We start from the raw sequence: 23,686 nt of genomic DNA on the forward strand, positions 1-23,686 counted from the left end.
TCCTACCCCTCGCCCCTATCCCCCGTTATACTTGCCGGCTTTCCTGAATTAATGCCAACTAGGGTCCCGCCGCGCATGGATAAGACCTACCAGCCGCACGCTATTGAAACTTCCTGGTACCAGACCTGGGAGTCCGAGAATTATTTCGCTCCGCAAGGCGCGGGCGATTCCTACACCATTATGATTCCGCCACCGAACGTCACTGGCAGCCTGCACATGGGCCATGGCTTCAACAATGCGATCATGGATGCGTTGATCCGTTTCCGCCGCATGCAGGGCCGCAACACCCTGTGGCAACCGGGCACCGACCACGCCGGTATCGCCACGCAGATGCTGGTGGAGCGCCAACTCGAAGCCACCGGCCAGAGCCGTCACGACCTGGGCCGCGAGAAATTCCTGGAGAAAGTCTGGGAATGGAAGGATCAGTCCGGCGGCAACATCAGCCGTCAGATCCGTCGCCTGGGTTCGTCCGTCGACTGGAGCCGCGAGCGCTTCACCATGGACGACGGCCTGTCGGAAGCCGTGAAAGAAGCCTTCGTGCGCCTGCATGAAGACGGCCTGATCTACCGCGGCAAGCGCCTGGTCAATTGGGACACCAAGCTGCACACGGCGATTTCCGACCTCGAAGTGGAAAACCACGACGAGAAAGGCTTCCTGTGGAACCTCAAGTACCCGCTGGCTGACGGCGCCAAGACCGCTGAAGGCCACGACTACCTGATCGTCGCCACCACCCGTCCGGAAACCATGCTCGGCGATGCCGCCGTGGCCGTGAACCCGAACGATGAGCGCTACCAGGCCCTGATCGGCAAGTTCGTCGAGCTGCCGCTTGTCGGCCGCCGCATCCCGATCATCGCCGACGACTACTGCGACCCCGAATTCGGCACCGGCTGCGTGAAAATCACCCCGGCCCACGATTTCAACGACTACGAAGTCGGCAAGCGCCACAACCTGCCGCTGCTGAACATCTTCGACAAGAATGCCGCCGTGTTGCCGGCCTGCCAGGTCTTCAATCTGGACGGCACGCTGAACGAGAGCATCGACGGCAAGATCCCGGCCGAATACGTCGGCCTCGACCGTTTCGAAGCACGCAAGCAGATCGTTGCCGCCTTCGACGCCGCCGGCCTGCTGGTCAGCGTCGACGACCACAACCTGAAAGTGCCGAAGGGCGACCGCTCCGGCACCATCATCGAACCGTGGCTGACCGACCAGTGGTACGTGTCTACCAAGCCGCTGGCCGAGCCTGCGATTGCAGCCGTGGAAGATGGCCGCATCCAGTTCGTGCCTAAACAGTATGAAAACATGTACTTCTCGTGGATGCGCGACATCCAGGACTGGTGCATCAGCCGTCAGCTGTGGTGGGGCCACCGCATTCCGGCCTGGTACGACGAGTCGGGCAAGGTCTATGTCGGCCGCGACGAAGCCGAAGTGCGCGCCAAGCACAACCTCGGCCCGGACGTAGCGCTGCAGCAGGACAATGACGTACTGGACACCTGGTTCAGCTCGGGCCTGTGGACCTTCTCTACCCTGGGTTGGCCGCAGCAGACCGAGTTCCTGAAGACATTCCACTCCACCGACGTGCTGGTCACCGGCTTCGACATCATTTTCTTCTGGGTTGCCCGGATGATCATGCTGACCATGCACCTGGTGAAGAACGAAGACGGCACGCCGCAAGTACCGTTCAAGACCGTGTACGTCCATGGCCTGGTGCGTGATGGCCAGGGCCAGAAGATGTCCAAGTCCAAGGGCAACGTTCTGGACCCGCTGGACATCATCGACGGCATCGACCTGGAAACCCTGGTGCAGAAACGCACCTCGGGCCTGATGCAGCCGAAACTGGCGAAGAAGATCGAGAAGCAGACCCGCGACGAGTTCGCCGACGGCATCGCCAGCTACGGCACCGACGCCCTGCGCTTCACCTTCTGCTCGCTGGCGTCCACCGGTCGCGACATCAAGTTCGACATGGGCCGCGTCGAAGGCTATCGCAACTTCTGCAACAAGATCTGGAACGCGGCGCGCTACGTCCTGGATAAAGGCGAAGACTGCGGGCAGAACGGCGAAGAAGTCGAACTGAGCCTGGCCGACCGCTGGATCATCTCGCAACTGCAGCGTACCGAAGCCGAAGTGACCCGCCAACTCGACCAGTTCCGTTTCGACCTGGCTGCACAGGCCTTGTACGAGTTCATCTGGAACCAGTATTGCGACTGGTACCTGGAACTGTCCAAGCCGGTGCTGTGGGACGAGAACGCGCCGATCGAACGTCAGCGCGGCACCCGTCGCACCCTGGTGCGCGTCCTCGAAGTGGCACTGCGCCTGGCGCACCCATTCATGCCGTTCATCACCGAAGAAATCTGGCAGCGCCTCGCGCCGCTGGCCGGTATCCAAGGCAAGACCATCATGCTGCAACCTTGGCCAGTGGCCAACGAAGCCCGCATCGATGAGGCTGCCGAAAGCGATATCGAATGGCTCAAGACCCTGATGCTCGGCACGCGCAACATCCGCGCCGAGATGAACATCGGCCCGGGCAAGCCACTAGCGGTGTTCGTGAAGAACGCCAGCGCCGAAGACCAGCGTCGTCTCAGCGAGAACGATGCGCTGCTCAAGAAGCTGGCCAAGCTCGAATCGATCACCGTATTGGCGGATGACGCCGAAGCGCCACTGTCGGCGACCGCACTGGTCGGCGACATGGAAGTGCTGGTGCCGATGGCCGGCCTGATCGACAAAGGCGCAGAACTGGCCCGTCTCGACAAGGAAATTGCACGCCTGCAAGGCGAAGTGCAGCGGGTCGGCGGCAAGCTGTCCAACGCGGCATTCGTCGACAAGGCACCGGCTGAAGTAATCGACAAAGAACGCGCCAAACTGGCCGAGGCCGAACAGGCCCTGGGCAAGCTGGCGGAGCAACATGCGCGGATTTCCAGCCTGTAAGGGCTAGCCGTGTGAAAAAAGAGACCTGCGGGTCTCTTTTTTTTCCTTTGCAAACCCGATCAATGTGGGAGGGGGCTTGCTCCCTTCCACATTTGATCGAGTTGACCTCAGGATGTGTGACAATGCCCACCACTTTGAGCCAACACCAGAATCATCATGACCGCCCCCAGCACACCGAAACCTCCGCGCAAGAAGCCCAAGACCGCCACCACGGCCAAACCCGTCGTGCCGCGCAAAGAGGCCAGCCTGCACCCGCGCAACCGCCACCAGGGCCGTTACGACTTCCCGGCGCTGATCAAGACCACGCCGGAACTGGCGCAATTCGTGATCATCAACCCCTACGGCAAGGAAAGCATCGACTTCGCCAGCCCGGACGCCGTGCGCGTATTCAACCGGGCGCTGTTGAAGTCCTTCTATGGCGTGCAGCATTGGGACATCCCGGCGGATTACCTGTGCCCGCCGGTGCCGGGGCGTGCCGACTACGTCCACTTCCTCGCCGACCTGCTGGCCAGCGTCAATGACGGCGAAATTCCCCGCGGCGCGCCGGTCAAGGTGCTGGACATCGGCATGGGCGCCAACTGCGTCTACCCGCTGATCGGCTACAGCGAATACCGCTGGCACTTCCTCGGTTCGGAAGTCGACCCTACTGCCGTCGCCGCCGCCAAGGCCATCGTGCAGTCCAACGGCCTGAACAAGGCGATCCAGCTACGCCAGCAAAGCAACCCCAAACAGATCCTGCTGGGCCTGCTGGAACCGGGCGAGCGCTTTGACCTGACCATGTGCAACCCGCCGTTCCACGCGTCCATGGACGAGGCCACCAAAGGCAGCGAACGCAAATGGCGCGCCCTGGGCAAGGCTGACCCAAAACGCAAGTTGCCGGTGCTGAACTTCGGCGGCCAATCGGCCGAACTGTGGTGTGAAGGCGGTGAAGCGCGCTTCGTGACGCAATTGATCGCCGAGAGCGCGCACTTTGCCCACAAGGTGTTGTGGTTCAGCACCCTGGTGTCGAAAGCCTCGAACCTGCCCGCGATCGAGACCGCGCTGAGAAAAGCCGGCGTGCTGCAAAGCCAGGTGGTGGAAATGTCCCAGGGCCAGAAACAGAGCCGCTTTGTCGCCTGGACCTTCCAGACCCCGTCCGAGCAGCAGGTATGGCGCCAGCGCTGGGCGCGCAAAGACTGAGCCTAAATCCCGGGCAACAAAAAACCGTGCCCGGATCGCTCCGGCGCACGGTTTTTTTTTGCTGCGTCTTACTTGTTAACAGCGTCGGTCAGGCCTTTGGCCACAACCAGCTTGATAACTTTCTTGGCAGCGATTTCGATGGCAGCGCCAGTCGAAGGGTTACGGCCAGTACGGGCAGGACGCTCGGTCACTTTCAGTTTGCCAACGCCTGGCAGAGTGATTTCGCCGCCGTTTTCCAGCTGATCAGCAACAACTTGGCTCAGTTGGTCCAGCAGAGCGCGCACGGTGGTTTTCGGTGCGTCTACTGCTTCAGCCAGGTCAGCGATCAGTTGGTCTTTAGTAATAGCCATTGTGGTGTTCCTTCCCTATCAAATTCATATGGATTGCAGAGTGCAGTGTCAGCCGTCGAGCCCGACCGTCAAGGCCTGGCATCCCCGGCTATAACCTCGGAGATCGGGGTTATAGATGCTTGAAACGAGGATTGGTTCGACCTGACAAATACTGAATGCACGCTTAACGCCGAGTCTTGGGCGTAAGACCGGGCAAAACTAGCACAGAGACGGGGAAATATCCGCTTCTACCTACCCATTTGGTCAGCTTTATCGCTCTAAACCGTGAAAAAAAGGCATATGGCCCGTCGGAGGCCTTCCAAAACACCTTCAAAGCACGTCTTGGCCAATGGGTGCGGTACACTGGGCGACTTTTCGGGGAGGCCAACCGCTCCCCTATCAACCAGCCGAGAAGCCTATGCCGATCCGTCATTGCATCGTCCACTTGATCGACAAAAAACCCGACGGCACACCCGCAGTTCTCCACGCCCGCGACTCCGAACTTGCCGAGTCGGCCGCGATCGAGAACATGCTTGCCGACCTCAACGAGAGCTACAACGCCAAACAAGGCAAGGCCTGGGGTTTCTTCCATGCCGAGTCGGGCGCGCACCCGTTCAGCGGCTGGTTGAAGGAGTATTTCGACGGTGGCCAGGATTTCACCACGTTCAGCCGCACCGCCGTCGAACACCTGCAGAAGCTGATGGAAGAGTCCAACCTGTCCACCGGCGGCCACGTGCTGTTTGCCCACTACCAGCAAGGCATGACCGACTACCTGGTCATCGCCCTGCTGCACCACAGCGAAGGCGTGGCGGTCACCGACGAACTGGACGTGACGCCATCGCGCCACCTGGACCTGGGCCAGTTGCACCTGGCGGCGCGGATCAACGTGTCCGAGTGGCAGAACAACAAGCAGTCCAAGCAGTACATCTCGTTCATCAAGGGCAAGAACGGCAAGAAAGTCTCGGAGTACTTCCGCGACTTCATCGGCTGCCAGGAAGGCGTCGACGGCCCGGGCGAAACGCGCACCCTGCTCAAGGCGTTCAGCGACTTCGTTGAAAGCGAGGACCTGCCGGACGAAACCGCCCGCGAAAAGACCAAGACCCTGGTGGACTACGCCAGCAGCCAGGCCAAGCTCGGCGAGCCGATGGGCCTGGAAGAATTGTCGGGGCTGATCGATGAAGATCGGCCTAAGGCGTTTTATGACCACATCCGCAACAAGGACTATGGGCTGTCGCCGGAGATCCCGGCCGACAAACGCACCCTCAACCAGTTCCGCCGCTTCACCGGGCGCGCCGAAGGGCTGTCGATCAGCTTTGAAGCGCACCTGCTGGGCGACAAGATCGAGTACGACGAAGCCGCCGGCACCTTGATCATCAAGGGCCTGCCGACCCAACTGACCGACCAGCTCAAGCGCCGCAACTGATGCTCGGCGGGGTCCTCAAAAAAGTCCTGCTGGTGTTGCTGGTGGTGGTGGCGATCCAGAACTGGGGCAAGGTCGAACGGCTGTTCAACCCGTCCCAGGTGGTCCCGGAGCAAACGCGGGCTTCGGCGCGCGTGGTGCTCTACTCCACCGAGTGGTGTGGCTACTGCAAACAGATCCGCCGCTTCCTCGACCAGAAAGGCATTCCGTACCAGGCGCTCGATATCGAAAAAGACGCCCAGGCGCGCAAGGCCTATGAAGCGTTGGGCGGCGGCGGGATTCCGTTCGTGGACGTGAATGGCACGTTGATTCGCGATTACAGCCCCGAGAAGATCATGGCGGCGCTGAAGTAACCTATCGATCAACTGCAGGCGAGCAAGCCCGCCCGCATCGACGCGAGAGTCCGCTTAGAAATTCGCCTCCAACGACACCATCGCCGTACGCTCCTCACCGACGTTGTAGTACGCCGTGCTCGCCCCCAGACCGTTGACCGGTGCCGAGTTGAACGAGACTGTGCGTACCGAACTCAGGTACTCCTTGTCGAACACGTTGAGCATCGAAAAGCGCAGGGCCGCCGACTTGATGACCTTCTTGTCCACCGGCAAATAAATACCTGCGTTGAGGTCAAATACCGTGCGCCCGTCGATTTTTTCGTTGTTGGTCAAATCGCCATAGAAACTGCCCACGTATTTACCGGCGATGTTGCCGTAGAAACGTGAGTCGTCATATCCGAACACCAGGTTGAACATGTTTTTCGGCACGTTCGCCAGTTGCTTGCCCGAAGTCGGCAGCAATGCGTTCTTGCTGACAAAGTCGTCTTGCTGTTCAGACTGGGTGTAGGTGTAGGAGGCGTAGTAGTTGAAATTGTGCGGCAACAAACCACTCCACTCCAACTCCAGCCCCTTGTTATTGACGCTGCCGACGTTGGCCATCACGAAGTCACCGTTCAGGTCGGTGGTCGACAGCTGGCGGTCTTTGAAGGTGATGTAGAACAGCGTTGCGCTCAACGCCATGGCATCTTCGGTGTAGCGCCAGCCCAGTTCCTGGTTCCAGCTCAATTCAGGCTTGAGACTCAGGGAGTCACCTTTGTTGTACAGCACATAGTTAGGCGGTGTACGCATATTACGTGTGACGTTGTAGAACGCCTGGTTGCTGTCATCGACCTGGTATTTGGCGCTGAAGTTGGGCAAGAACTGATGGTAGCGCGCGTTCCTTTTCTCCGGTTTGTCGTACAGGCTGCCCAGGTTGTTGCCGTCACGCTCGACGTACTGATAGGCCAGACCACCGACAAAACTCAAGTCCGGTGTGGCTTGCCAGTTGTCCTGAACCCATAGTTTCTGCGCTGGGGTGACGGTGTAGTAGTGACGGCCTTGGACGGTTTTACCGTTCTTGTCGACGACTTGGCCACCGTCGTTGTAGTCACCCCACACATCATCGGGTGCGCCCTCGCTATTGATCCCGATAAATGGCTGAGTCTGGCGCTGGCGAGCACGTTCATACCAGTAACCGTAGTCCAGGCTATGTTGTTCGTTGATGTCCCATTTCAATTTCGCGGTAACGCCGGGGCGCCAGGTCTCGGTCCATGAGGGGCGGTAGTAGTTAGCCGATTTGAGATTGCTCAGGTCGTAGTTGCCGCCCTTATCCGAGCGGGGTCCCAGGTTCGAAGCGGTCTGGCCGCTGAAACTGCCTCCGTTGGACCAGTAGTAATAAGGTGTGACCGTCAGCAATAGGTCATCACGCAGACGCCAGCGCTGGGTGAGCGTCGCATTGACGCTTTCGAATGGGTTGCGGTTGAGTTTGTAGGATGCTGACAACAGCCCCGACTTGTAAATTGGCGTCTCGGGGTAATCTTTACGCCGCCCCTCTTGCTCGAACTGCGCCTTGCTCAAGCTGTTGTAGTTGTAGTTTTCCTGATTGTTGTACTTCAGCGTGGCAAGGGTCGAGTTGCCGCTGTCATCTTCGAACAAGCCGCTCCACTCGACTTTGTCACTGCGTAAGGTGCCTTTGCCACGCCACTTGTCGCCCTCCAGGTGGGAGGCCGACACCCAACTCTTGAAACCGCCCAGCTCGCCGGTATTGACCCGCGCAAAGGTCTTACGCAAGTCATTGGCGCCGATGGTCTGTTTGATGAAGGCCCCCGACTCTTTGGTCGGCCGCAGGGTGATCATGCCGATGTTGCCGCCACTGGAACCAATGTGCGGGCCGTCGGCTTCCGAAGAGCCCTGAGTCGCAAACACTTCGGCGAGGTTTTCCGAGTCCCCCATCTGGTTGGAATAGACGCCATAGCTACCCGAGTCGTTGATCGGCACGCCGTCGACGGAAACCCCGACTTGATCGGAGTTCATACCGCGCATGGTGAAATTGGTGCCGCTGGTACCGCTCGCGTCATCGCTGGAAACGTTGATCCCCGGCGTGTACTTGAGCTTGTCGATGGCGTTGGCCGTCGGCGACATTTCGTCCATGGCCTCCTTGGTTACCGTCGACCGCGCCTTGGCGCTTTCCTCTCGAATCATGTGGCCATTGCCGAGGTTTTGTTTGCCGGTGATATTCACCAAACCGACATCCTGGGCGTCGTCCGCCAGAATCAGCGGCGCAAAGCCGCCCAAGCCCGATGCTAAAAGCAGGGCATAAAGATTGTTGTAGTTCACGTGTAGATCCTTTACCTGCATTGTTCTGTTATATGAGGGCAGTTGCGTCGGAACCGGGATGACAGGCGACGCTTATCTTCCTGACCACTTGCTCAGGAACCAGGGGATGATCCACACCGCGTGTAACCGTTTGGTGACAGGTTTTGGCGATTGGAATGAAGGTTCAGTGAAAGGCCGCCAGGCACTGGTTTGCAGATGTCTGGCTGGAAAGGGGTGGGGGAATACCGGAAAAGCGCGGTCCGACGTGTACCTAACGCACCACGATCAGCCGCCCCAACAGCGTGTGCTGCTCGAACCCCAGCACCGCTTGCAAGCCATTCAGCACGGCTTGCGGATCGTTGCTCGGGAAGCTGCCGCTGACACGCCGGGAGCCCACTTCGTCGTTGAGCAGCAGGATGCGCCCAGGGTAGTAACGCTGCAGATCCTCGATCACCTCGGCCAGCGGTGCCTTGTAGTAGTTGAGCCAGCCGTCGCGCCAGGCCAGGCGTGATTCGCTGTCGACCGCGTGCAGGGGCTCGGCCACGCCCTCGGCGTAGCTCATTTGCTGGCCCGCCGTAAGAATTTGCTGCGCACCCTGCTTGGCCGGCGTGACGCCGACCCGCCCCGACAACACCGTCACCTGCGCGCCCGCCGGTTGCAGGCGCACTTCGAACTGCGTGCCCAGCACCCGTGTTTCACCACTGCCCGCGCCCACCACAAATGCCGCGCCGGTGTGAGTCACACTGAAAAAGCCCGCGCCGCGCCGCAGTTGGACATGCCGCTCACCCTGGCTGAAATCCACGGCGATGGCGCTGTCGGCATCCAGGGTGACGCGGGATTGATCGGCCAGGGTCACGGTTTTCACCTCGCCCGGCGCCGTCACGTAGTCCGCCCCCAGGTCATCGACCCAGCGCGACGGTTGCCAGCCGCCGCCCATGCACACCATCAACACCAGGCACGCGGCTATGGCCAGGGCACCCACCCCGCGCATTGCCCGTGAGCGCTGCGAGGTGTGCATCGCATTCAGGTAGCCCTGTAAGGCCAACGCGTCTTCGTCCGCCAGTTTACGCGCCGGCACTTCGCTCAACTCCCATAGCACCTGGGCCTGGGAATAGGCCTCGACGTGTGCCGGATCAGCCCGCAGCCAAAGGCTGAAGGTGGCCTGGTCGCCGCTGCTGGGCTGGTCGTGCAACAGGCTCAGCCAGGCCAGTGCGGCCTGTTGCTGGTCGGGCGTGGGAGTGACGTTCACGGTGCTTTCCCTGGCGTGCGTGGAGGCAATGGCTCGCGAAGGCTGGCTTTGCAGGCTTCGAGGGCACGCATCATATGTTTTTCCACGGCACTTTGGGACAGCCCCATGGCCTTGGCGATTTGCGCGTATTTGCGGCCATGGATGCGGTTGAGCAGGAAGATCTGGCGGGTGCGCTCGGGCAAGCTGCGCAAGGCCGCCTCGACGTGGCGCAGGTCGTTGCCGGCCTCCAGTGCAGCCTGGGGTTCGGAGCCTTGATTGTCCTGCTGCTCGGGCAACCAGCCTTCGTTGCTGCGCACCCGCGCGCCTTCGCTGCGCAGGTGGTCGATGGCGATATTGCCGGCGCAGCGCAGCAGGTACGTGCTGAGCTCTTCGACCTGCACCAGCGGCCGGCGCCAGAAGCGCAGGAACAAGTCCTGCACTAGGTCGGCTGCAGTGGCACGACAGCCCACGCGCCGGCTGACCAGCGCTTCCATCTGCGAACGCTGGGACAAAAACACCTGCAGGAAATGCGCGCGCCCACCCGCCGCGTCCGCGTGCGGGCTGTCCTGGGGTTCCGGTGGCGTACTGATCATCATGCGCAGCTCACAGGGTGGCAAAGGCTGCGACGGGACCGGCCAGCAGGCCGACGCCCGCCAGGCTCAAGGCCAACCTCGGCCAATACGGCAACAGCAGCACCAGTAGCAGCGCGCTGAGCATCAACACCGCGCACCACTCCACCAGGCCTTGGGCCCACCCCGAGGCAGCCACCGCTGGCCAGATCGATAGCGTCAACCACCCTCCACCGACCGCGCGCAACCCCAGGCGGCGGCGCGGCGACGGCTTGCTGCGCAGCAGTTCGCCATGGTGACGGTCGGTGGACAGGCACAGTGCGGTAAACCCGACGTAGCACATCAGCCATGCAAGCAGCATTCAATGCGCCTCCGGTTTGAGAGTGAGCGCGCGCGCCCGTTCGGCCCTGGGCTGGGGCGCCGTGCGGTGGTGCATCTTCCAGGCGGCCCAGGCGAGGAATACCCCGCTGCCCAGGCACGTCAGGTCGAAGCCGGCCATGGCCCAGTCGCCCGTCGCCAGTGACACGCCCAAGTGGTGCGAGGTGGTCAGCGCGTTGAGCGCAGGGATCGCGCCAAACAACAGCGCACCAACGCTCAGTTGCTCGACCCAGGCCTGGCGCCCTCGGCGCAGCATGGCGTGCAACAGGCTCAGGCCCCACGCGATAAAGAACATTTGCACTTCCCAGTCGGCGCGCTGGGCGAAGCTCACCGGCAACAAACGGTTGGCCCAGAAGAACGCCGCGATGGCGATCAACAACCCGGACATGCTGGCAATATTGAGCACTTCGACCAGGCGCAGCTCAAACGGCATGCCGCCGGTTTTGGCGTGCTTGAGCTGGCGCTTGCCGAGCCAGATCACCAGGCCGGTGCCGATCATCGCGGTGCCCGCCAGCCCACAGATAAAGTACAGCCAGCGCAACACCGGGCCGGCGAAACGGCCCATGTGCAGGCCATAGAAACTGCCACCGATCGCCGCCGGCAGCGATTGCTCGGCGCTGACCCGCAGCCGCTCGCCGGTACTGCCGTTGAACGACACGGTGCTGCCGAAATCATGCACCACGCGGTCGGCGCCGGCGCGGACCACATTGACCGAGGCATTCGCATCACTCGGATTATTCACCACCAAGCGCCCGACATGCCCGCCCGCCCACTGCGCCCGCGCCTGTTCGTACATCGGCAGCAACGGCAACAATGTGCCGGGCTGGCCCAGCGCCGGGGCGTTGTCGGTGGCGGGGAACACCTCGTTGAAGAAGGCCCGGCTGTCGTTGCCGTAAGAGGCCACGATCGGGGCCGGCATGACCATGCTCATGAAGATCACCAGGCTGCTGTAGGTGATCATCAAATGAAACGGCAGCACCAGCACGCCCACGGCGTTATGCCCGTCGAGCCAGGAGCGCTGGCCCTTGCGGGGGCGGAAGGTGAAGAAGTCCTTGAAGATTTTTTTGTGGGTGATGATGCCGGTGATCAACGCGACCAACATCACCATCGCGGCGAAGGTGGATAACCAGCGGCCCCAGGGGTACGGCATTTGCAGCTGGAAGTGGAAGCGATAGAAGAACTCGCCGCCCATGCTTTCGCGGGCTTGCACGGCTTGGCCGCTGACCGGGTCGAGGACTTTCTGGATGAAGTTGCCGCGTTTGCCCGGGTCGACCTTGTCTTGCCACATCACCGACAGGCCAGGGTCGCGGCTGTTCGGCAAGGTGATAATCCAGCGCGCGGCGGTGGGCGCCTGCTGCTGCAGGTAGGCTTGGGCCACCGCAAGGCTGCGCCCATCGTCCAACGGCCTGGCCTGCACTTCGGGCTGGGTCCAATGGCTGATTTCATCCTTGAAATACGACAAGGTGCCCGTCAGGAAAATCGCAAACAGCAGCCAGCCAAAGATCAGTCCGGCCCAAGTGTGCAACCAGGCCATGGCCTGGCGGAATCCTTCTTTCATGTGCGTGCCATCCATACACCCACACCTGCCAGGGTCGCGAACAACGCGCTCGGCAGCATCACGCCACACCAGGCACGCCATGCCGTGCGGCAGGCAAAGCACCACAGCACCGCCAACAGGTAGAACACAAACGAACTCATCATCCCGGTGATCACTGCGTCGGCGCGGGACGTGGGCAGCCACAGCGCCAGGCAGACGGCGGCCAGAGACGCCATCAGATAGCCGCCGACCACAGCGGCCAATGCGCGTGACGTGACAGCGAGGCGGTAAGCGGCGGGAAGCGAGGTTTTGCTTTTCATGCGGGGAGCGCCAGGTTCATCAGAGCGCAATATTAATGATAAATATTCTCATAAGCAAAAGAGAACGGATGAATCACCTGCTCGAAGGCGTGAGATCTAGCTGCCCGCCAGGCAACTCGGGGTGCCCGCGACCAGGGCGTCGATGGCGCAGCGCGTCTTGGCCGGCATGTGCGCCGCGGTGGGCCAGATCACATGAATCGGCGCGGGTTGCTCACGGTAGCTCGGCAGTACCGCTTCCAACTGCCCGCGCAGCACATAGTGCGCGATCAGCCAGCTCGGCAACCAGGCCAGGCCCACGCCAGCGATGGCGGCATCGGCCACGGCCTGGAGGTCGTCCATCATCAGCGGCGAGGCGACCCGCGCGCGGTGCGGGCGGCCTTGGGCATCATTGAGTTCCCACTCCAGGCGCGGCGCATTGCAGCGGTAGGCAATACCGCGGTGCCCGGCCAAATCCTCGAGACACTCGATTCGACCGACGCGGCGCAAATACGCCGGCGCCGCCGCCAGGCCGATGGCCTGTTCGCCCAGGCGCCGGGCGCTCAAGCGGTCGGTGTCGGGTAACGCGCCGATTCGCACCGCCAGGTCGAAGCCTTCCTGGGCCACGTCGATCAGCCGGTCAGAAAACGAAATATCAATCTCCAACTGCGCAAAACGGTCCAGCAAGCCCCACAACACCGGCGCCGCGTAGTGATGCCCGAAAGCTAGCGGCAGGCTCGCCCTCAAGCGCCCGCGAGGCTGCTGCCGACCGCTTTCGAGCACGGATTCGGCCGCTTCCAGCTCGGCCAGCGCGCGCAGGCAATGCTCGTAATAAGCCTGCCCGTCCTCAGTCAACCGCTGGCGGCGGGTGGAACGCTGCAACAGGCACGTGCCCAGGCGCGCCTCGAGGCGCGCCAAGCCTTTGCCCACGGCCGAACGGGTGAGGTTCAGCCGTTCGGCGGCTTCGGTCAGGTTGCCGCTCTCGACGATCTGCAGAAAGAGTTCAACGCCATCAAAACGTGGGGTGGCCATGCTGTAATTGTCGCCCTTTATTCCCTGATTGAAGGAAAACTTGTCACGAATAAAGAATCCACTTCCCGCGAGAATGACACGCTCCACCTCTCGAAAGGAAGATTCCATGCCTCCCACCGTCGCTGTATCGGCTGTCAGCCCATCAGGCTCCGCCAGAAACGCGCTCGCCCTCACCGCCGTGTGCCTGGTGGCGCTGATGTTCGGCCTGGAAATCTCCAGCGTGCCGGTGATCCTGCCCACGCTGGAACAACAATTGGGCACGGGTTTCCAGGATGCCCAATGGATCATGAACGCCTACACCCTGGCCTGCACCAGCGTACTGATGGCTGCCGGCACGCTGGCCGACCGCTTTGGCCGGCGACGCATGCTGGTGCTGTGCCTGTGGCTGTTTGGCTTGGCCTCGCTGGCCTGCGGGCTGGCTGAAGGCGCGTCCCTGCTGATCACGGCGCGTTTCGTCCAGGGCGTGGGCGCCGGGGCGATGATGATCTGCCAGTTCGCGATTTTGTCGCACCAGTTCCGTGAACCGGCGGCGCGGGCGCGGGCTTTTGCGGTGTGGGGCGTGATCGCGGGCCTGGGCCTGGGCTTCGGGCCGATGGTCGGGGCGTTGATCCTGGCGGTGGCGGACTGGCGCTGGGTGTTTCTCGTACATGTGCCGCTGACCTTGCTGACTCTGGTGCTGCTGCATGTCAGCGTGCAGGAGTCGCGCGACCCGGCCAGCCATCGCCTCGATATCGCCGGCATGCTCACCTTGACGCTGTCGGTGTTTGCGTTGGTTTATTTCATCACCCAAGGCACCGAGAATGGCTTTGGCGCACCGGCCATGCTGGGCTGGGCCGGCCTGTCGCTGGTCGCGCTGCTGCTGTTCAGCTTGATTGAGCGGCGCAGCGCCCATCCGATGTTCGATTTTTCGGTGTTTCGCATCCAACGCTTCAACGGCGCGTTGATGGGGTCGATCGGCATGAACTTCAGCTTCTGGCCGTTCATGATCTACCTGCCGTTGTACTTCCAGGCGGGCCTGGGCTACGACACCCTGACCACCGGCAGCGCCCTGCTCGCCTATACCCTGCCCACCTTGCTGGTACCGCCGCTGGCCGAACGCCTGGCCCTGCGCTACGGCGCCGCACGCATCATCCCGCTGGGCCTGGGGGTGATGGGCACGGGCTTTATGGCCATGGCCGCCGCCAATGGCGCCGCGCATCCAAACATCGTGCTGGTGCTGTTCAGTTGCGCGATGGCCGGCGTGGGCTTGGCGCTGACCAACTCACCGACCACCAACACCACCACCGGCTCGGTCTCGGCGGATCGCGCCGGCATGGCCTCGGGTATCGACCTCAGTGCGCGGCTGATCACCCTGGCGCTGAATATTGCGCTGATGGGTTTGGTGCTCTTGCTGGGGATCAGCCATCAACTGGCCGAAGTGCTGCCCGAAACCAGCGCACTGGATTGGCCCGCGATCAGTCAGCACATTGCAGCGGGCAAGCTGGAAGTGCTGAGCTCGATGGGGCTGGCGCGCGCGGATGCCCAAGCGGCGCTGCGCCACGGCGCAGGTTGGGCGATGTTGTTTGCGGGCGTAGGGGCGTGTGGGTTGGCGTGGTTGAGCGGGTATTTTTTCCGACGCAGCAGGTAAACAAAAACGGGCCTGCATCTGCAGGCCCGTTCTCAGTGGGGAATGAAAAAACTGTCAGCTGTTAATTGCAGCGTTTTCGTTTTCCAGGAATTCCTCTTCAAGCGCGTCATCATTCACTTTGTTGGCCGGCACATTTTTCGCGGCAGCGCGTGGCTTGCCTTGCAGTTTGCCGAACAAGTGTTCCAACGCATGGTCCAGCTTGGTCGCGGCACCGTCGATCGCCAGTTCTAGCGTATCGGCTTTATGCAGCACCGAAAGCGGTTGATGGCCCTTTGGCCGTGCTTCCAGGCGGCAGCTTAAATCGTGGGGACCGGGCTTGTCGCCGTTCTCATCCCGCAGGTAGACCTCAACGCGGGTCAGGTCTTCGTCATAACGTTCGAGCGTGCTTTCAATGGTATTACGTACCCACTCCTCCAGTCGGATGCTGCTTTCAATATGGTTATCGCTATTGACTTGGATTTGCATAGTTCTTCCCTTATTTCAGCTAGCTCGCGAGAGGTCACAAACTGCAACACCGGGGTGGTGAAACCATGACCTCTTGATTACACAATTGAGCAGTCAGAGAAACAATTCAACCCCTTTGCAAAGATAAATCCCACATTACAAATTAACCCTGACTACAAGCAAAAACGCTGGTAGGGTGGGGAGTTAGTTACATCTTCCTATGCCCCGCAATCTTCATCGTTGCCCCGCGCGCGCCTGCTTGCGCCGCCGACCAATCATGCACCGCTTTCTCGCTATTGCCCTGAAACAAAGCACGACGCCAACCCATGTGGGAACCGGCTCGCCCGCGATAGCCGTCTCTCAGCCGAGGATTCATCAGTTGATCCACCGCAATCGCGGGCAAGCCCCCTCCTACAGGTGATTCCAGCGTCAGACAGGTCGCTGTACGGCACGGCCCTTGCTGTACAACTGATGAGGCAAACGGATGTTGTGAACCCTCAGCGACGGAGTGGCCGGTGGTCAGGCAACGCGAACTAATCCAGACCTCGGTCGTCAATGACTGCATGTTCTTATCAGGCGGTAACGCACCATGGACAATCCTTTTCAGATCATCACCGACACCTTCACCCCACAATACCGGGTCAACCTGAGCATCCAGCGCCTGGATGGCAGCATCATGCTAACCCTCTCGAATGAGCAGGGCGTGGTGGTCAAGCGCATGATCAGCGCCGCACAACGCAACGACCCGCAACGGCTCAAGCGCCTGGTGCAAAGCATTCAGTTCGGCATTGCCATCGAGCAGGGCCACAGCGCCATGGAGATCCTGGCGGTGATGACGGACGGGGACAGTCACAAGCTGTTGCAGCGACCGCCCACCCGCGCCCTGCCCTTGAGCGTCAGGCTTTAAAGCTCGCCTTTCTCTGTTTCAGGGCTCTCGCCCTTGCGGTGCGGGCCTTGCACCTTCACCGAGGGAAACGCCGACGACGCGTAGCGCACCACCAGAATCGAGAACGCCAACAACAGAATCCCGCCGCACAGGTAGATGATGCCGATGTCCGGCGGGTTGTGGTGGGACACGTTGGAGATCAGCAGACGCGTCAGCGCGGTGATCGCCACGTAGATCAGGAAGCGCACCGGCATGTGGTTGGTCTTGAAGTAAATCCCGACCATGGCGCCCAATTCCAGGTAGATGAACAACAGCAAGATGTCATCGATCTTGATGTGCCCGTTCTCCAACATCCCCAGAAATTCCATCACCGCCGCCCAGGCGGTCACCGCACCGATGGCGAACAACGCCAGGTAATGGAACGACTCGACAAACAGATTGCCCAGCGACTCGGCCAGCCCGTGGACATTCTGACGCAGCTTTTCGGCCCAGTTGATTTTCACGATGATGCTTCCTTAGGTCGGCTCGACCGGATAATGCGGCTTGGACGTGACGGTTGTTCTGCATGCAGAAAAAAGGCCAGAGGCAGAGATAAGATGATGGCAGGGTGACATGGGACACTCCAAACCTGTATTTCCAGGCTACATTAAAAAACTGCTACCCAAACCCCACGGTTTGGCTTACCCTTTTAGCTGTATATAAATACAGTAGTCGCAAAAGACAACTATCGTGAAGGCATGTGAGGTGGTGAATGGCCGTCGAAGTGGTATACCGCAGCAGCCGAGATCTGGAGCGTTTGTTCATGGATAAAGCCGAAGCTGACCGTCATGACAAGATGCTTGAACTCGCTGAGTTGCTCGCAGAAGTGTTGCAAAAAGCTGTGCCGTCGTTGAGCGAGCAGCAGGTTGAAGAGGCCGGGATCTACATGGCGAAAAACCGCGATGTCTTTGCCAAGGCGTTCAGGAGCCAACCGGACGCGCTGTCCGAGTTGCTGAACCCGCCGGCGGAATAAAGCCCGAATTGAACAGGCCCTGAATCGATGATTCAGGGCCTTTTTAATGCGTGGGCTAGCGGTAAAGCAGGCGCTCGGCCAGTTCATCGGCGACCCGTGCAGGGGAGCGCTTTTCGGCCTGGGCGTGGGCGAAAATTTCGGTCAGGCGCGTGCCGATATTCGACAGGTGCGCGGTGATGGTCGGCAGTTCGGCGCCGCTGTGCTTGAGGGCGACGTAGATCAGGCCACCGGAGTTGATCACATAGTCCGGAGCGTAGAGGATGCCGCGCCCTTCCAACTGGTCGGCGACTTGCAGGTTGGTCAGTTGCGCACTGGCGGAACCGGCCACGGCGGCGCAACGCAGTTGGCCGACGCTGTTGCGATTGAACACGGCGCCGAGGCCGCAGGGCGCGAGGATGTCGCAGGGGGTGCTGAGCAAGGCGTCATTGGCGATCGGGTGTGCGCCGAGTTGCTCCATGGCCAGTTGCACTTTGCCTTGGTCGATGTCGCTGACCAGCAGTTCGGCGCCGGCGGCATGCAGTTGTTCGGCGAGGGCGTAACCGACGTTGCCCAGGCCCTGGATCGCCACGCGCAAGCCTTCGAGATTGTCGCTGCCCAGGCGCGCCATCGCGGTGGTGCGGATGCCGGCGAATACGCCCATGGCGGCATGGGGCGCAGGGTCGCCGGCGGCGGTGGTGCTGGTGACGAAGCGGGTTTGCTGGGCAATGCAATCCATGTCGGCCACCGAGGTGCCGCTGTCGATGGCGGTGATATAGCGGCCATCAAGTTGCTCGACACATCGCCCGAAGGCTTCAAACAGGGCTGCGCGGCTTTCCACATGGGCGGGGCGCAGGATCACGGCGCAACCACCGCCCACCGGCAAACCCGCCAGGGCGGCCTTGTAGCTCATGCCTTGGGCCAGGCGTGCGGCGTCGGCCACCGCGCTTTCGTCGTCGGGATATGCGAGGTAACGGCAACCACCCAGGGCAGGCCCCAGGCGGCTGTTGTGGATGGCTATGATCGCCTTCAACCCGGTCGTCGGGTCGATGCTGAGGTGCAGCGATTCAAGGCGGGTGCTGTGCATGAGAGCAAACATCGTCAAGCTCCCGAATCACTTCTGGTGTCGCCAAGTATAGGCCTGCGGCAGAAAACTGCCGAAGTGCGCGGGAATAAGCCACCCGGTTTTGCGGGGCCTGCGACATAAGCAAGTAGGATATCTCTCAAGCTACTGGACGAAAATTCTCAGCAAGGCTAAAACGGGAGCATCCGCCGGAGAATGCAATGAACCCCCGTCACGCCTTTTTCGCCTGCCTGGAACGTTCGCCCCCTGCGCTGTTTGAAGCTGCGCTGTGGATTGCGGCCGAGCATGACCCAACGGTGCAACCGCTGTTGATCCTGCAGGAGCTCAACGTGCTGCAACAGCAGGCCAGCCTGGGCATGCCCCTGTTGCCGGCGGATGAGCTCGGCCAGCCGTTGCTGCGACGCCTGAATGACCTGGGGTTCGCCCAGGATGACTTCACCCCGCTGCGCCCCGCCGCCGCGCTGCTGGACAAGGTGTTGCAGCGCAAGCGCGGACAACCCCTGGCCATGGGGCTGATCGCGATGGAACTGGCGCAACGCCTGAATATCCCGATGGTCGGCGTCAACTTCCCCGGCCACTTCCTGCTGCGGGTACCCGGCGCCGATCACCTGCTCGACCCTTGCGGCGGCCGACGCCTGTACCCCAACGATTGCCGCGAACTGTTGCAACGCCAATACGGCCCTGACCTCAAGCTGCAGGCCGACCACCTGCGCACCGCCAGCCCACGCTCGATCCTGCAACGACTGTCGCGCAACCTGCGCCAGTTGTACCTCTCCAATGACGACCCGCTGGCCGCCCTGGTCGACGCCGAGCGCGTGCTGGAACTGGGCCATGCCAGCGCCGCCGATTACCTGGCGCGGGCCAGCCTGTATCAACGCCTGGACTGCCCAAGCGCCGAGCGTTTCGACCTGGAGCACGCGCTGCTGCTCAGCGAAGACCCGATCCAGCGCCTGCGCCTGACCCAGCGGCTGGGCCACTTGCCGCCCAACTCAGTGATTCACTGAACACAACGAGCGCGTCTAGGGTGTATCAGGCTGGTTGGCAGGGTGCGCCTGGATAAACGCCGGATGCTGCGCCGCCAAAGCCGCCACCCGCCCGATACGCGGATACCCCGCCAACGCCACCTTGAAGCGCTCGGCGGCATACAGCTGCGGAATCAGAAACGCATCCGCCAGCCCCGGCTGCTCGCCAAAGCAAAACCCGTGATCGCCAATCAACTGCTCGACCGCGTCCAAGCCCTGGCTGATCCAATGACCGATCCAGGCCAGCACCTGGGTTTCATCGTGGCCCCACTGGCGCAGCAGGTTCTGGGTGCTGGAGTTGTGCAGCGGGTGAATGTCACAGGCGATGATCGACGCCACCGCGCGCGCATGGGCGCGGGCTGCCAGGTCCTGGGACAGCAGCGGCACCTGTGGATAACATTCCTCCAGGTATTCGACGATCGCCGACGACTGGATCAACAGTTCGCCGTCATCGGTGCGCAGCGCCGGGACGCGACCTTGTGGGTTGATCGCCAGGTACTCCGGCTGGCGATGGGCGCCGCCCGCCGGCGCCACAAGGTTGACCGGCACGGCGGTGAAGTCCAGGCCCTTGAGCGCCAGCGCGATCCGTACCCGGTACGACGCGGTAGACCGATAGTAAGTGTAAAGCTCCATCGCCCTGCCCCTCAGCGCGCCGCGACCACCGTGCCACGGCATTCGCCGAAGCCGATGGAGGCAAAACCGTCACGGCTGCAACGGCCGCGCAGGATGATTTCATCACCGTCTTCGAGGAATTTACGCACCTCGCCCGACGCCAGTTCAATCGGCTTCTTGCCGCCCTCGGTGATCTCCAGCAGGCTGCCGAACTGCCCCGGCTGCGGCCCGGACAAGGTGCCCGAACCGAACAGATCGCCGGCCTGCAACTGGCAGCCATTGACGCTGTGGTGCGCAACCATTTGCGCCACGGTCCAGTACATGTACTGGGTGTTGCTCAGGGTCAGGCGCTGGGCCGGCAGGTTCTGTTCACGCATCGACGCCGTGGTCAGCAGCACCTCCAGCTCGATATTGAACGCGCCCGCCGCCTGATCGCGTTGATCCAGCAGGTACGGCAGCGGCTGCGGATCGCCTTCGGGACGAGCCGGTTGTGCCTGGCGGAACGGCGCCAGCGCTTCGGCCGTCAGCACCCACGGCGAGATGCTGGTGATAAAACTCTTCGACAGGAACGGCCCCAGCGGCTGGTACTCCCAGGCCTGGATATCCCGCGCCGACCAGTCGTTGAGCAGGCAGAAACCGGCAATGTGCTCGGCCGCCTCGCCAATGGCAATCGAGTCGCCCATGGCATTGCCCTGGCCGATCCAGATGCCCAGCTCCAACTCGTAGTCCAGCCGCGCGCAGGGGCCGAAGCTCGGCTCGGTCTGGCCGGCCGGCAGGGTCTGGCCTTTGGGGCGGCGCACCTCGGTGCCGGACGGGCGAATGGTCGATGCACGGCCGTGATAACCGATCGGCACGTACTTGTAGTTGGGCAGCAGCGGGTTGTCGGGGCGGAACAGTTTGCCGACGTTCTGCGCGTGTTCGATGCCGACATAGAAGTCGGTGTAGTCATTGATCTTGGCGGGCAGGTGCATCTGGCAATCGGCGGCGCGGTGCAGCACTTCGGCCTCGCGTGCTTGCAGCGGGCTGCCCTCCCCGAGCAATGCCAACAGGCGCTCGCGCAAGGCCACGCGCGGGCCACGGCCGAGCTCGAAGAAGGCGTTCAACTGCCCGCCGGCAGTGGCGTCGACGGCGCGCAGCGCTTCACCGTCAAACGCATCGCGGGCGGCCAGCAGGTCGAGAATGCAGTCGCCGATCGCCACGCCACTGCGCGGCGCCGAGCCGTTGATGCTGAACACCCCCAGCGGCAGGTTTTGCAGGGGAAAATCGCGATGACCGTTGGCGCTGGTGACCCAACTGCGGGCGAGCGTTGATTGCGTCATGGGTTATCTCCGGTTCGGGTCGAAGGTGACGGGCAGCGAGGCCCAGCACGCATCATAAGCAGATTGTAGTTGCGGGCAGTCCAGGGCGAAGCGCGTCGGGCGCAGCACTTGGCTGGTCTCGAACATGAACGCCATGGTGTCATCGATCTTGTGCGGGGCCAGCTCGACATTGATCGCCTTGGTGCAGGTCTCGCCATCCGGGCCGTGGGCGCTCATGCAGCTGTGCAACGACGCGCCGCCGGGCAGGAAGCCTTCGGCCTTGGCGTCGTAGGCGCCCTGGATCAGGCCCATGTATTCGTTCATCAGGTTGCGGTGGAACCACGGCGGCCGGAAGGTGTTCTCGGCCACCATCCAGCGCGGCGGGAAGATCACGAAATCGAGGTTGGCCAGGCCATGCACGCTGGTGGGCGAGGTCAATACGGTGAAGATCGACGGGTCGGGATGATCGAAACTCACCGTGCCGATCGTATTGAACCGACGCAGGTCGTATTTGTACGGCACGTTGTTGCCATGCCAGGCCACGACGTCGAGGGGCGAATGGTCGAGTTCGCAGGCCCACAGTTCGCCGAGGAATTTCTGCACCAGGGTCGTCGGCTGCTGGCGGTCTTCGTAGTGGGCAACCGGGGTCAGAAAATCACGCGGGTTGGCCAGGCCGTTGCTGCCGATCGGGCCGAGGTCCGGCAGGCGCAGCGGGGCGCCGTGGTTTTCGGCGACATAACCGCGCGCCTGCGCATCCAGCAGTTCGACGCGGAATTTCAGACCGCGTGGCAGCACGACAATTTCCAACGGCTCGACCTCCAACACCCCGAGTTCGCTGGCGATACGCAAGCGGCCCTGCTCGGGCACGATCAACAGCTCACCATCGGCGTTGAAGAACACGCGCTGCATCGAACGGTTGGCGCCGTAATGGTAAATACTGATGCCCGACGGTTGCTCCGCCCCGGCATTGGCCGCCATGGCGACCAGGCCATCGATGAAGTCGGTCGGCTCGCTCGGTATCGCCAACGGGTCCCAACGCAGCCGATTCGGCGTCACCGCGCCCAGCGGCCCACCAGCCAGTTGCCGTTCCAGTTTGACGAACGCCGGATGATGGGCCGACGGCTGGATGCGATACAACCAGGTACGGCGCGCTTCACTGCGCACCATGGTGAAGGCCGTGCCGGAGAAGAGTTCGGTGTACAGGCCGTAAGGCGCTTTTTGCGGGGAGTTCTGGCCGACCGGCAGCGCGCCGGGCAGGGCTTCGCTGGCGAATTCATTGCCGAAGCCCGAGAGGTATTCGAGGTTCATGGATCATCCTCTGACGGAAGTTGTTTTTATCGTAATCCAGTTACGCATAACGTAATTTGATCACTGTCGACCGTCAAGCTATAAAGACGCCCACTCATCTCTCGGATTCCCGTTGCCCCATGGAAAAGCCCCGCGACACCGGTAAACAGAAAGTCCGCTCGGCCGAAGTGGGCACCGACATCCTCAAGGCCCTGGCCGAACTGTCGCCCTCCACCTCGCTGTCGCGCCTGGCCGAGCATGTGCAGATGCCGGCGAGCAAGGTTCACCGCTATCTCCAGGCCCTGATTGCGTCGGGCTTCGCCGAGCAGAACAGCGCCACCAACCATTACGGCCTGGGTCGCGAAGCATTGCGCGTGGGCCTCGCCGCACTGGGCAGCATGGACGTGCTCAAAGTCGGCGCCCTGCCCCTGGCCGAGCTGCGTGACGAATTGAATGAAACCTGCTTCCTGGCGGTGTGGGGCAACCAGGGCGCGACCGTGGTGCAGATCGAACCGGCGGTGCGCGCGGTCACCGTGGTGACGCAGTTGGGCTCGGTGTTGCCGCTGCTCAGTTCATCCACCGGGCTGGTGTTCAGCGCCTTTTTGCCAGCGCGGGAAACCATCGAATTGCGCGAGCGCGAGATCCAGGCGGGCATCGCCCACGCTCTGGCGGACGACCAGGCCTACGCCAGCGCCTGCGAACAGATCCGCGCGCGTGGCTTGCACTTTGTGCATGGCCTGCTGATGCCGGGTGTGGATGCGTTGTCGGCGCCGGTGTTCAACGCGGTCGGCCAGGTGGCGGCGGTGATGACCGTGGTCGGCCCCACCTCGCTGTTCCATGCCGATGAAGACGGCCCGGCGGCGCAGCGCCTGCTGGCGGCGACCCGGGCGGTGAGTTGGCGGATGGGCTACCAGCCCTGAG

At 62.0% G+C, this 23,686-nt stretch carries 23 protein-coding genes; 9 read left to right on the forward strand and 14 right to left on the reverse strand.

From position 1 onward, the window contains the following. The first annotated feature begins 75 nt into the window (after positions 1–75). Positions 76–2,922, forward strand: a complete 2,847-nt coding sequence (locus C5F70_RS18945; protein WP_104903858.1) for a valine--tRNA ligase — start codon at positions 76–78, stop codon at positions 2,920–2,922. 156 nt (positions 2,923–3,078) lie between these two features. Further along, entirely contained in the window at positions 3,079–4,101 is a 1,023-nt protein-coding gene (gene rlmF / locus C5F70_RS18950; RefSeq protein ID WP_079442914.1) for a 23S rRNA (adenine(1618)-N(6))-methyltransferase RlmF, read from the forward strand. Positions 4,102–4,169: 68 nt separating this feature from the next. Here the strand turns inward: rlmF and C5F70_RS18955 are convergent, their stop codons facing one another. Beyond that, the gene (locus C5F70_RS18955; RefSeq protein WP_003188840.1) at positions 4,170–4,451 is read right to left on the reverse strand and encodes an HU family DNA-binding protein; all 282 of its coding nucleotides are present in this window, start codon (positions 4,449–4,451) and stop codon (positions 4,170–4,172) included. 397 nt (positions 4,452–4,848) lie between these two features. On the opposite strand from C5F70_RS18955, the gene yejK reads away from it, so the two are divergent. Together yejK and C5F70_RS18965 are read left to right on the forward strand one after the other, a co-directional pair. After that, the gene (gene yejK / locus C5F70_RS18960) at positions 4,849–5,853 is read left to right on the forward strand and encodes a nucleoid-associated protein YejK (RefSeq protein WP_104903859.1); all 1,005 of its coding nucleotides are present in this window, start codon (positions 4,849–4,851) and stop codon (positions 5,851–5,853) included. Continuing rightward, positions 5,853–6,203, forward strand: coding sequence for a glutaredoxin family protein (locus tag C5F70_RS18965; RefSeq protein WP_017844532.1), 351 nt, complete (start codon positions 5,853–5,855; stop codon positions 6,201–6,203). Before yejK ends, C5F70_RS18965 begins: the two co-directional genes overlap by 1 nt. A 54-nt stretch (positions 6,204–6,257) precedes the next feature. Here the strand turns inward: C5F70_RS18965 and C5F70_RS18970 are convergent, their stop codons facing one another. The 7 genes from C5F70_RS18970 to C5F70_RS19000 all read right to left on the reverse strand — a co-directional run bounded on the left by C5F70_RS18970 (position 6,258) and on the right by C5F70_RS19000 (position 13,517). Beyond that, positions 6,258–8,498: a TonB-dependent receptor gene (locus C5F70_RS18970; RefSeq protein ID WP_102617536.1), complete on the reverse strand. Its 2,241-nt coding sequence runs from the start codon at positions 8,496–8,498 to the stop codon at positions 6,258–6,260. 250 nt (positions 8,499–8,748) lie between these two features. Continuing rightward, the gene (locus C5F70_RS18975; RefSeq protein ID WP_104903860.1) at positions 8,749–9,726 is read right to left on the reverse strand and encodes a FecR family protein; all 978 of its coding nucleotides are present in this window, start codon (positions 9,724–9,726) and stop codon (positions 8,749–8,751) included. Continuing rightward, on the reverse strand, positions 9,723–10,301 hold the full coding sequence (locus C5F70_RS18980) for an RNA polymerase sigma factor (RefSeq protein WP_079442912.1): 579 nt from the start codon (positions 10,299–10,301) through the stop codon (positions 9,723–9,725). The genes C5F70_RS18975 and C5F70_RS18980 overlap by 4 nt, the downstream gene beginning before the upstream one ends. Before the next feature lie 7 nt (positions 10,302–10,308). Beyond that, on the reverse strand, positions 10,309–10,635 hold the full coding sequence (locus C5F70_RS18985; RefSeq protein ID WP_104903861.1) for a DUF3325 domain-containing protein: 327 nt from the start codon (positions 10,633–10,635) through the stop codon (positions 10,309–10,311). Further along, positions 10,636–12,210 (reverse strand): PepSY domain-containing protein, encoded by a 1,575-nt coding sequence (locus tag C5F70_RS18990; RefSeq protein ID WP_046488612.1) that lies wholly within the window; start codon positions 12,208–12,210, stop codon positions 10,636–10,638. After that, positions 12,207–12,509: a DUF3649 domain-containing protein gene (locus C5F70_RS18995; RefSeq protein ID WP_046384598.1), complete on the reverse strand. Its 303-nt coding sequence runs from the start codon at positions 12,507–12,509 to the stop codon at positions 12,207–12,209. Before C5F70_RS18995 ends, C5F70_RS18990 begins: the two co-directional genes overlap by 4 nt. 96 nt (positions 12,510–12,605) lie before the next feature. Beyond that, positions 12,606–13,517 (reverse strand): LysR family transcriptional regulator, encoded by a 912-nt coding sequence (locus C5F70_RS19000; RefSeq protein WP_104903862.1) that lies wholly within the window; start codon positions 13,515–13,517, stop codon positions 12,606–12,608. A gap of 106 nt (positions 13,518–13,623) precedes the next feature. Between C5F70_RS19000 and C5F70_RS19005 the strand changes: the two genes are divergently transcribed. Beyond that, complete coding sequence (locus C5F70_RS19005; protein ID WP_104903863.1) at positions 13,624–15,144, forward strand: MFS transporter; 1,521 nt, start codon at positions 13,624–13,626, stop codon at positions 15,142–15,144. A 54-nt stretch (positions 15,145–15,198) separates the two neighbouring features. Here C5F70_RS19005 and C5F70_RS19010 read toward each other — a convergent pair whose 3' ends face one another. Further along, positions 15,199–15,609, reverse strand: a complete 411-nt coding sequence (locus tag C5F70_RS19010) for an HPF/RaiA family ribosome-associated protein (RefSeq protein WP_017844524.1) — start codon at positions 15,607–15,609, stop codon at positions 15,199–15,201. A gap of 568 nt (positions 15,610–16,177) precedes the next feature. Here C5F70_RS19010 and C5F70_RS19020 point away from each other — a divergent pair. Beyond that, a complete protein-coding gene (locus tag C5F70_RS19020; RefSeq protein WP_017844523.1) occupies positions 16,178–16,495 on the forward strand; it encodes a DUF3509 domain-containing protein in 318 nt (105 codons plus the stop codon). On the opposite strand, the gene C5F70_RS19025 is transcribed toward C5F70_RS19020, so the two are convergent. Then, complete coding sequence (locus C5F70_RS19025; protein ID WP_046488615.1) at positions 16,492–16,977, reverse strand: phosphate-starvation-inducible protein PsiE; 486 nt, start codon at positions 16,975–16,977, stop codon at positions 16,492–16,494. The genes C5F70_RS19020 and C5F70_RS19025 overlap by 4 nt on opposite strands. 248 nt (positions 16,978–17,225) lie before the next feature. Between C5F70_RS19025 and C5F70_RS19030 the strand changes: the two genes are divergently transcribed. After that, the gene (locus C5F70_RS19030; protein ID WP_017848679.1) at positions 17,226–17,486 is read left to right on the forward strand and encodes a YebG family protein; all 261 of its coding nucleotides are present in this window, start codon (positions 17,226–17,228) and stop codon (positions 17,484–17,486) included. A 55-nt stretch (positions 17,487–17,541) separates the two neighbouring features. Here C5F70_RS19030 and C5F70_RS19035 read toward each other — a convergent pair whose 3' ends face one another. Continuing rightward, entirely contained in the window at positions 17,542–18,561 is a 1,020-nt protein-coding gene (locus C5F70_RS19035) for a Glu/Leu/Phe/Val dehydrogenase dimerization domain-containing protein (protein WP_017848678.1), read from the reverse strand. Positions 18,562–18,746: 185 nt separating this feature from the next. On the opposite strand from C5F70_RS19035, the gene C5F70_RS19040 reads away from it, so the two are divergent. Continuing rightward, complete coding sequence (locus C5F70_RS19040) at positions 18,747–19,550, forward strand: SirB1 family protein (protein WP_104903865.1); 804 nt, start codon at positions 18,747–18,749, stop codon at positions 19,548–19,550. Between the two features lie 15 nt (positions 19,551–19,565). On the opposite strand, the gene maiA is transcribed toward C5F70_RS19040, so the two are convergent. The 3 genes from maiA to hmgA are packed head-to-tail and all read right to left on the reverse strand — an operon-like array spanning position 19,566 to position 22,786. After that, positions 19,566–20,201 (reverse strand): maleylacetoacetate isomerase, encoded by a 636-nt coding sequence (gene maiA / locus C5F70_RS19045; RefSeq protein WP_046384605.1) that lies wholly within the window; start codon positions 20,199–20,201, stop codon positions 19,566–19,568. An 11-nt stretch (positions 20,202–20,212) separates the two neighbouring features. After that, positions 20,213–21,499: a fumarylacetoacetase gene (fahA, locus tag C5F70_RS19050; protein WP_104903866.1), complete on the reverse strand. Its 1,287-nt coding sequence runs from the start codon at positions 21,497–21,499 to the stop codon at positions 20,213–20,215. 3 nt (positions 21,500–21,502) lie between these two features. Continuing rightward, complete coding sequence (gene hmgA / locus C5F70_RS19055; protein WP_046488623.1) at positions 21,503–22,786, reverse strand: homogentisate 1,2-dioxygenase; 1,284 nt, start codon at positions 22,784–22,786, stop codon at positions 21,503–21,505. A gap of 119 nt (positions 22,787–22,905) precedes the next feature. Between hmgA and C5F70_RS19060 the strand changes: the two genes are divergently transcribed. Next, complete coding sequence (locus C5F70_RS19060; RefSeq protein ID WP_046384607.1) at positions 22,906–23,685, forward strand: IclR family transcriptional regulator; 780 nt, start codon at positions 22,906–22,908, stop codon at positions 23,683–23,685. Position 23,686 lies beyond the last annotated feature (1 nt).

The sequence above is a fragment of the Pseudomonas sp. LH1G9 genome, assembly GCF_002949975.1.
GTDB classification, from domain to species: domain Bacteria; phylum Pseudomonadota; class Gammaproteobacteria; order Pseudomonadales; family Pseudomonadaceae; genus Aquipseudomonas; species Aquipseudomonas veronii.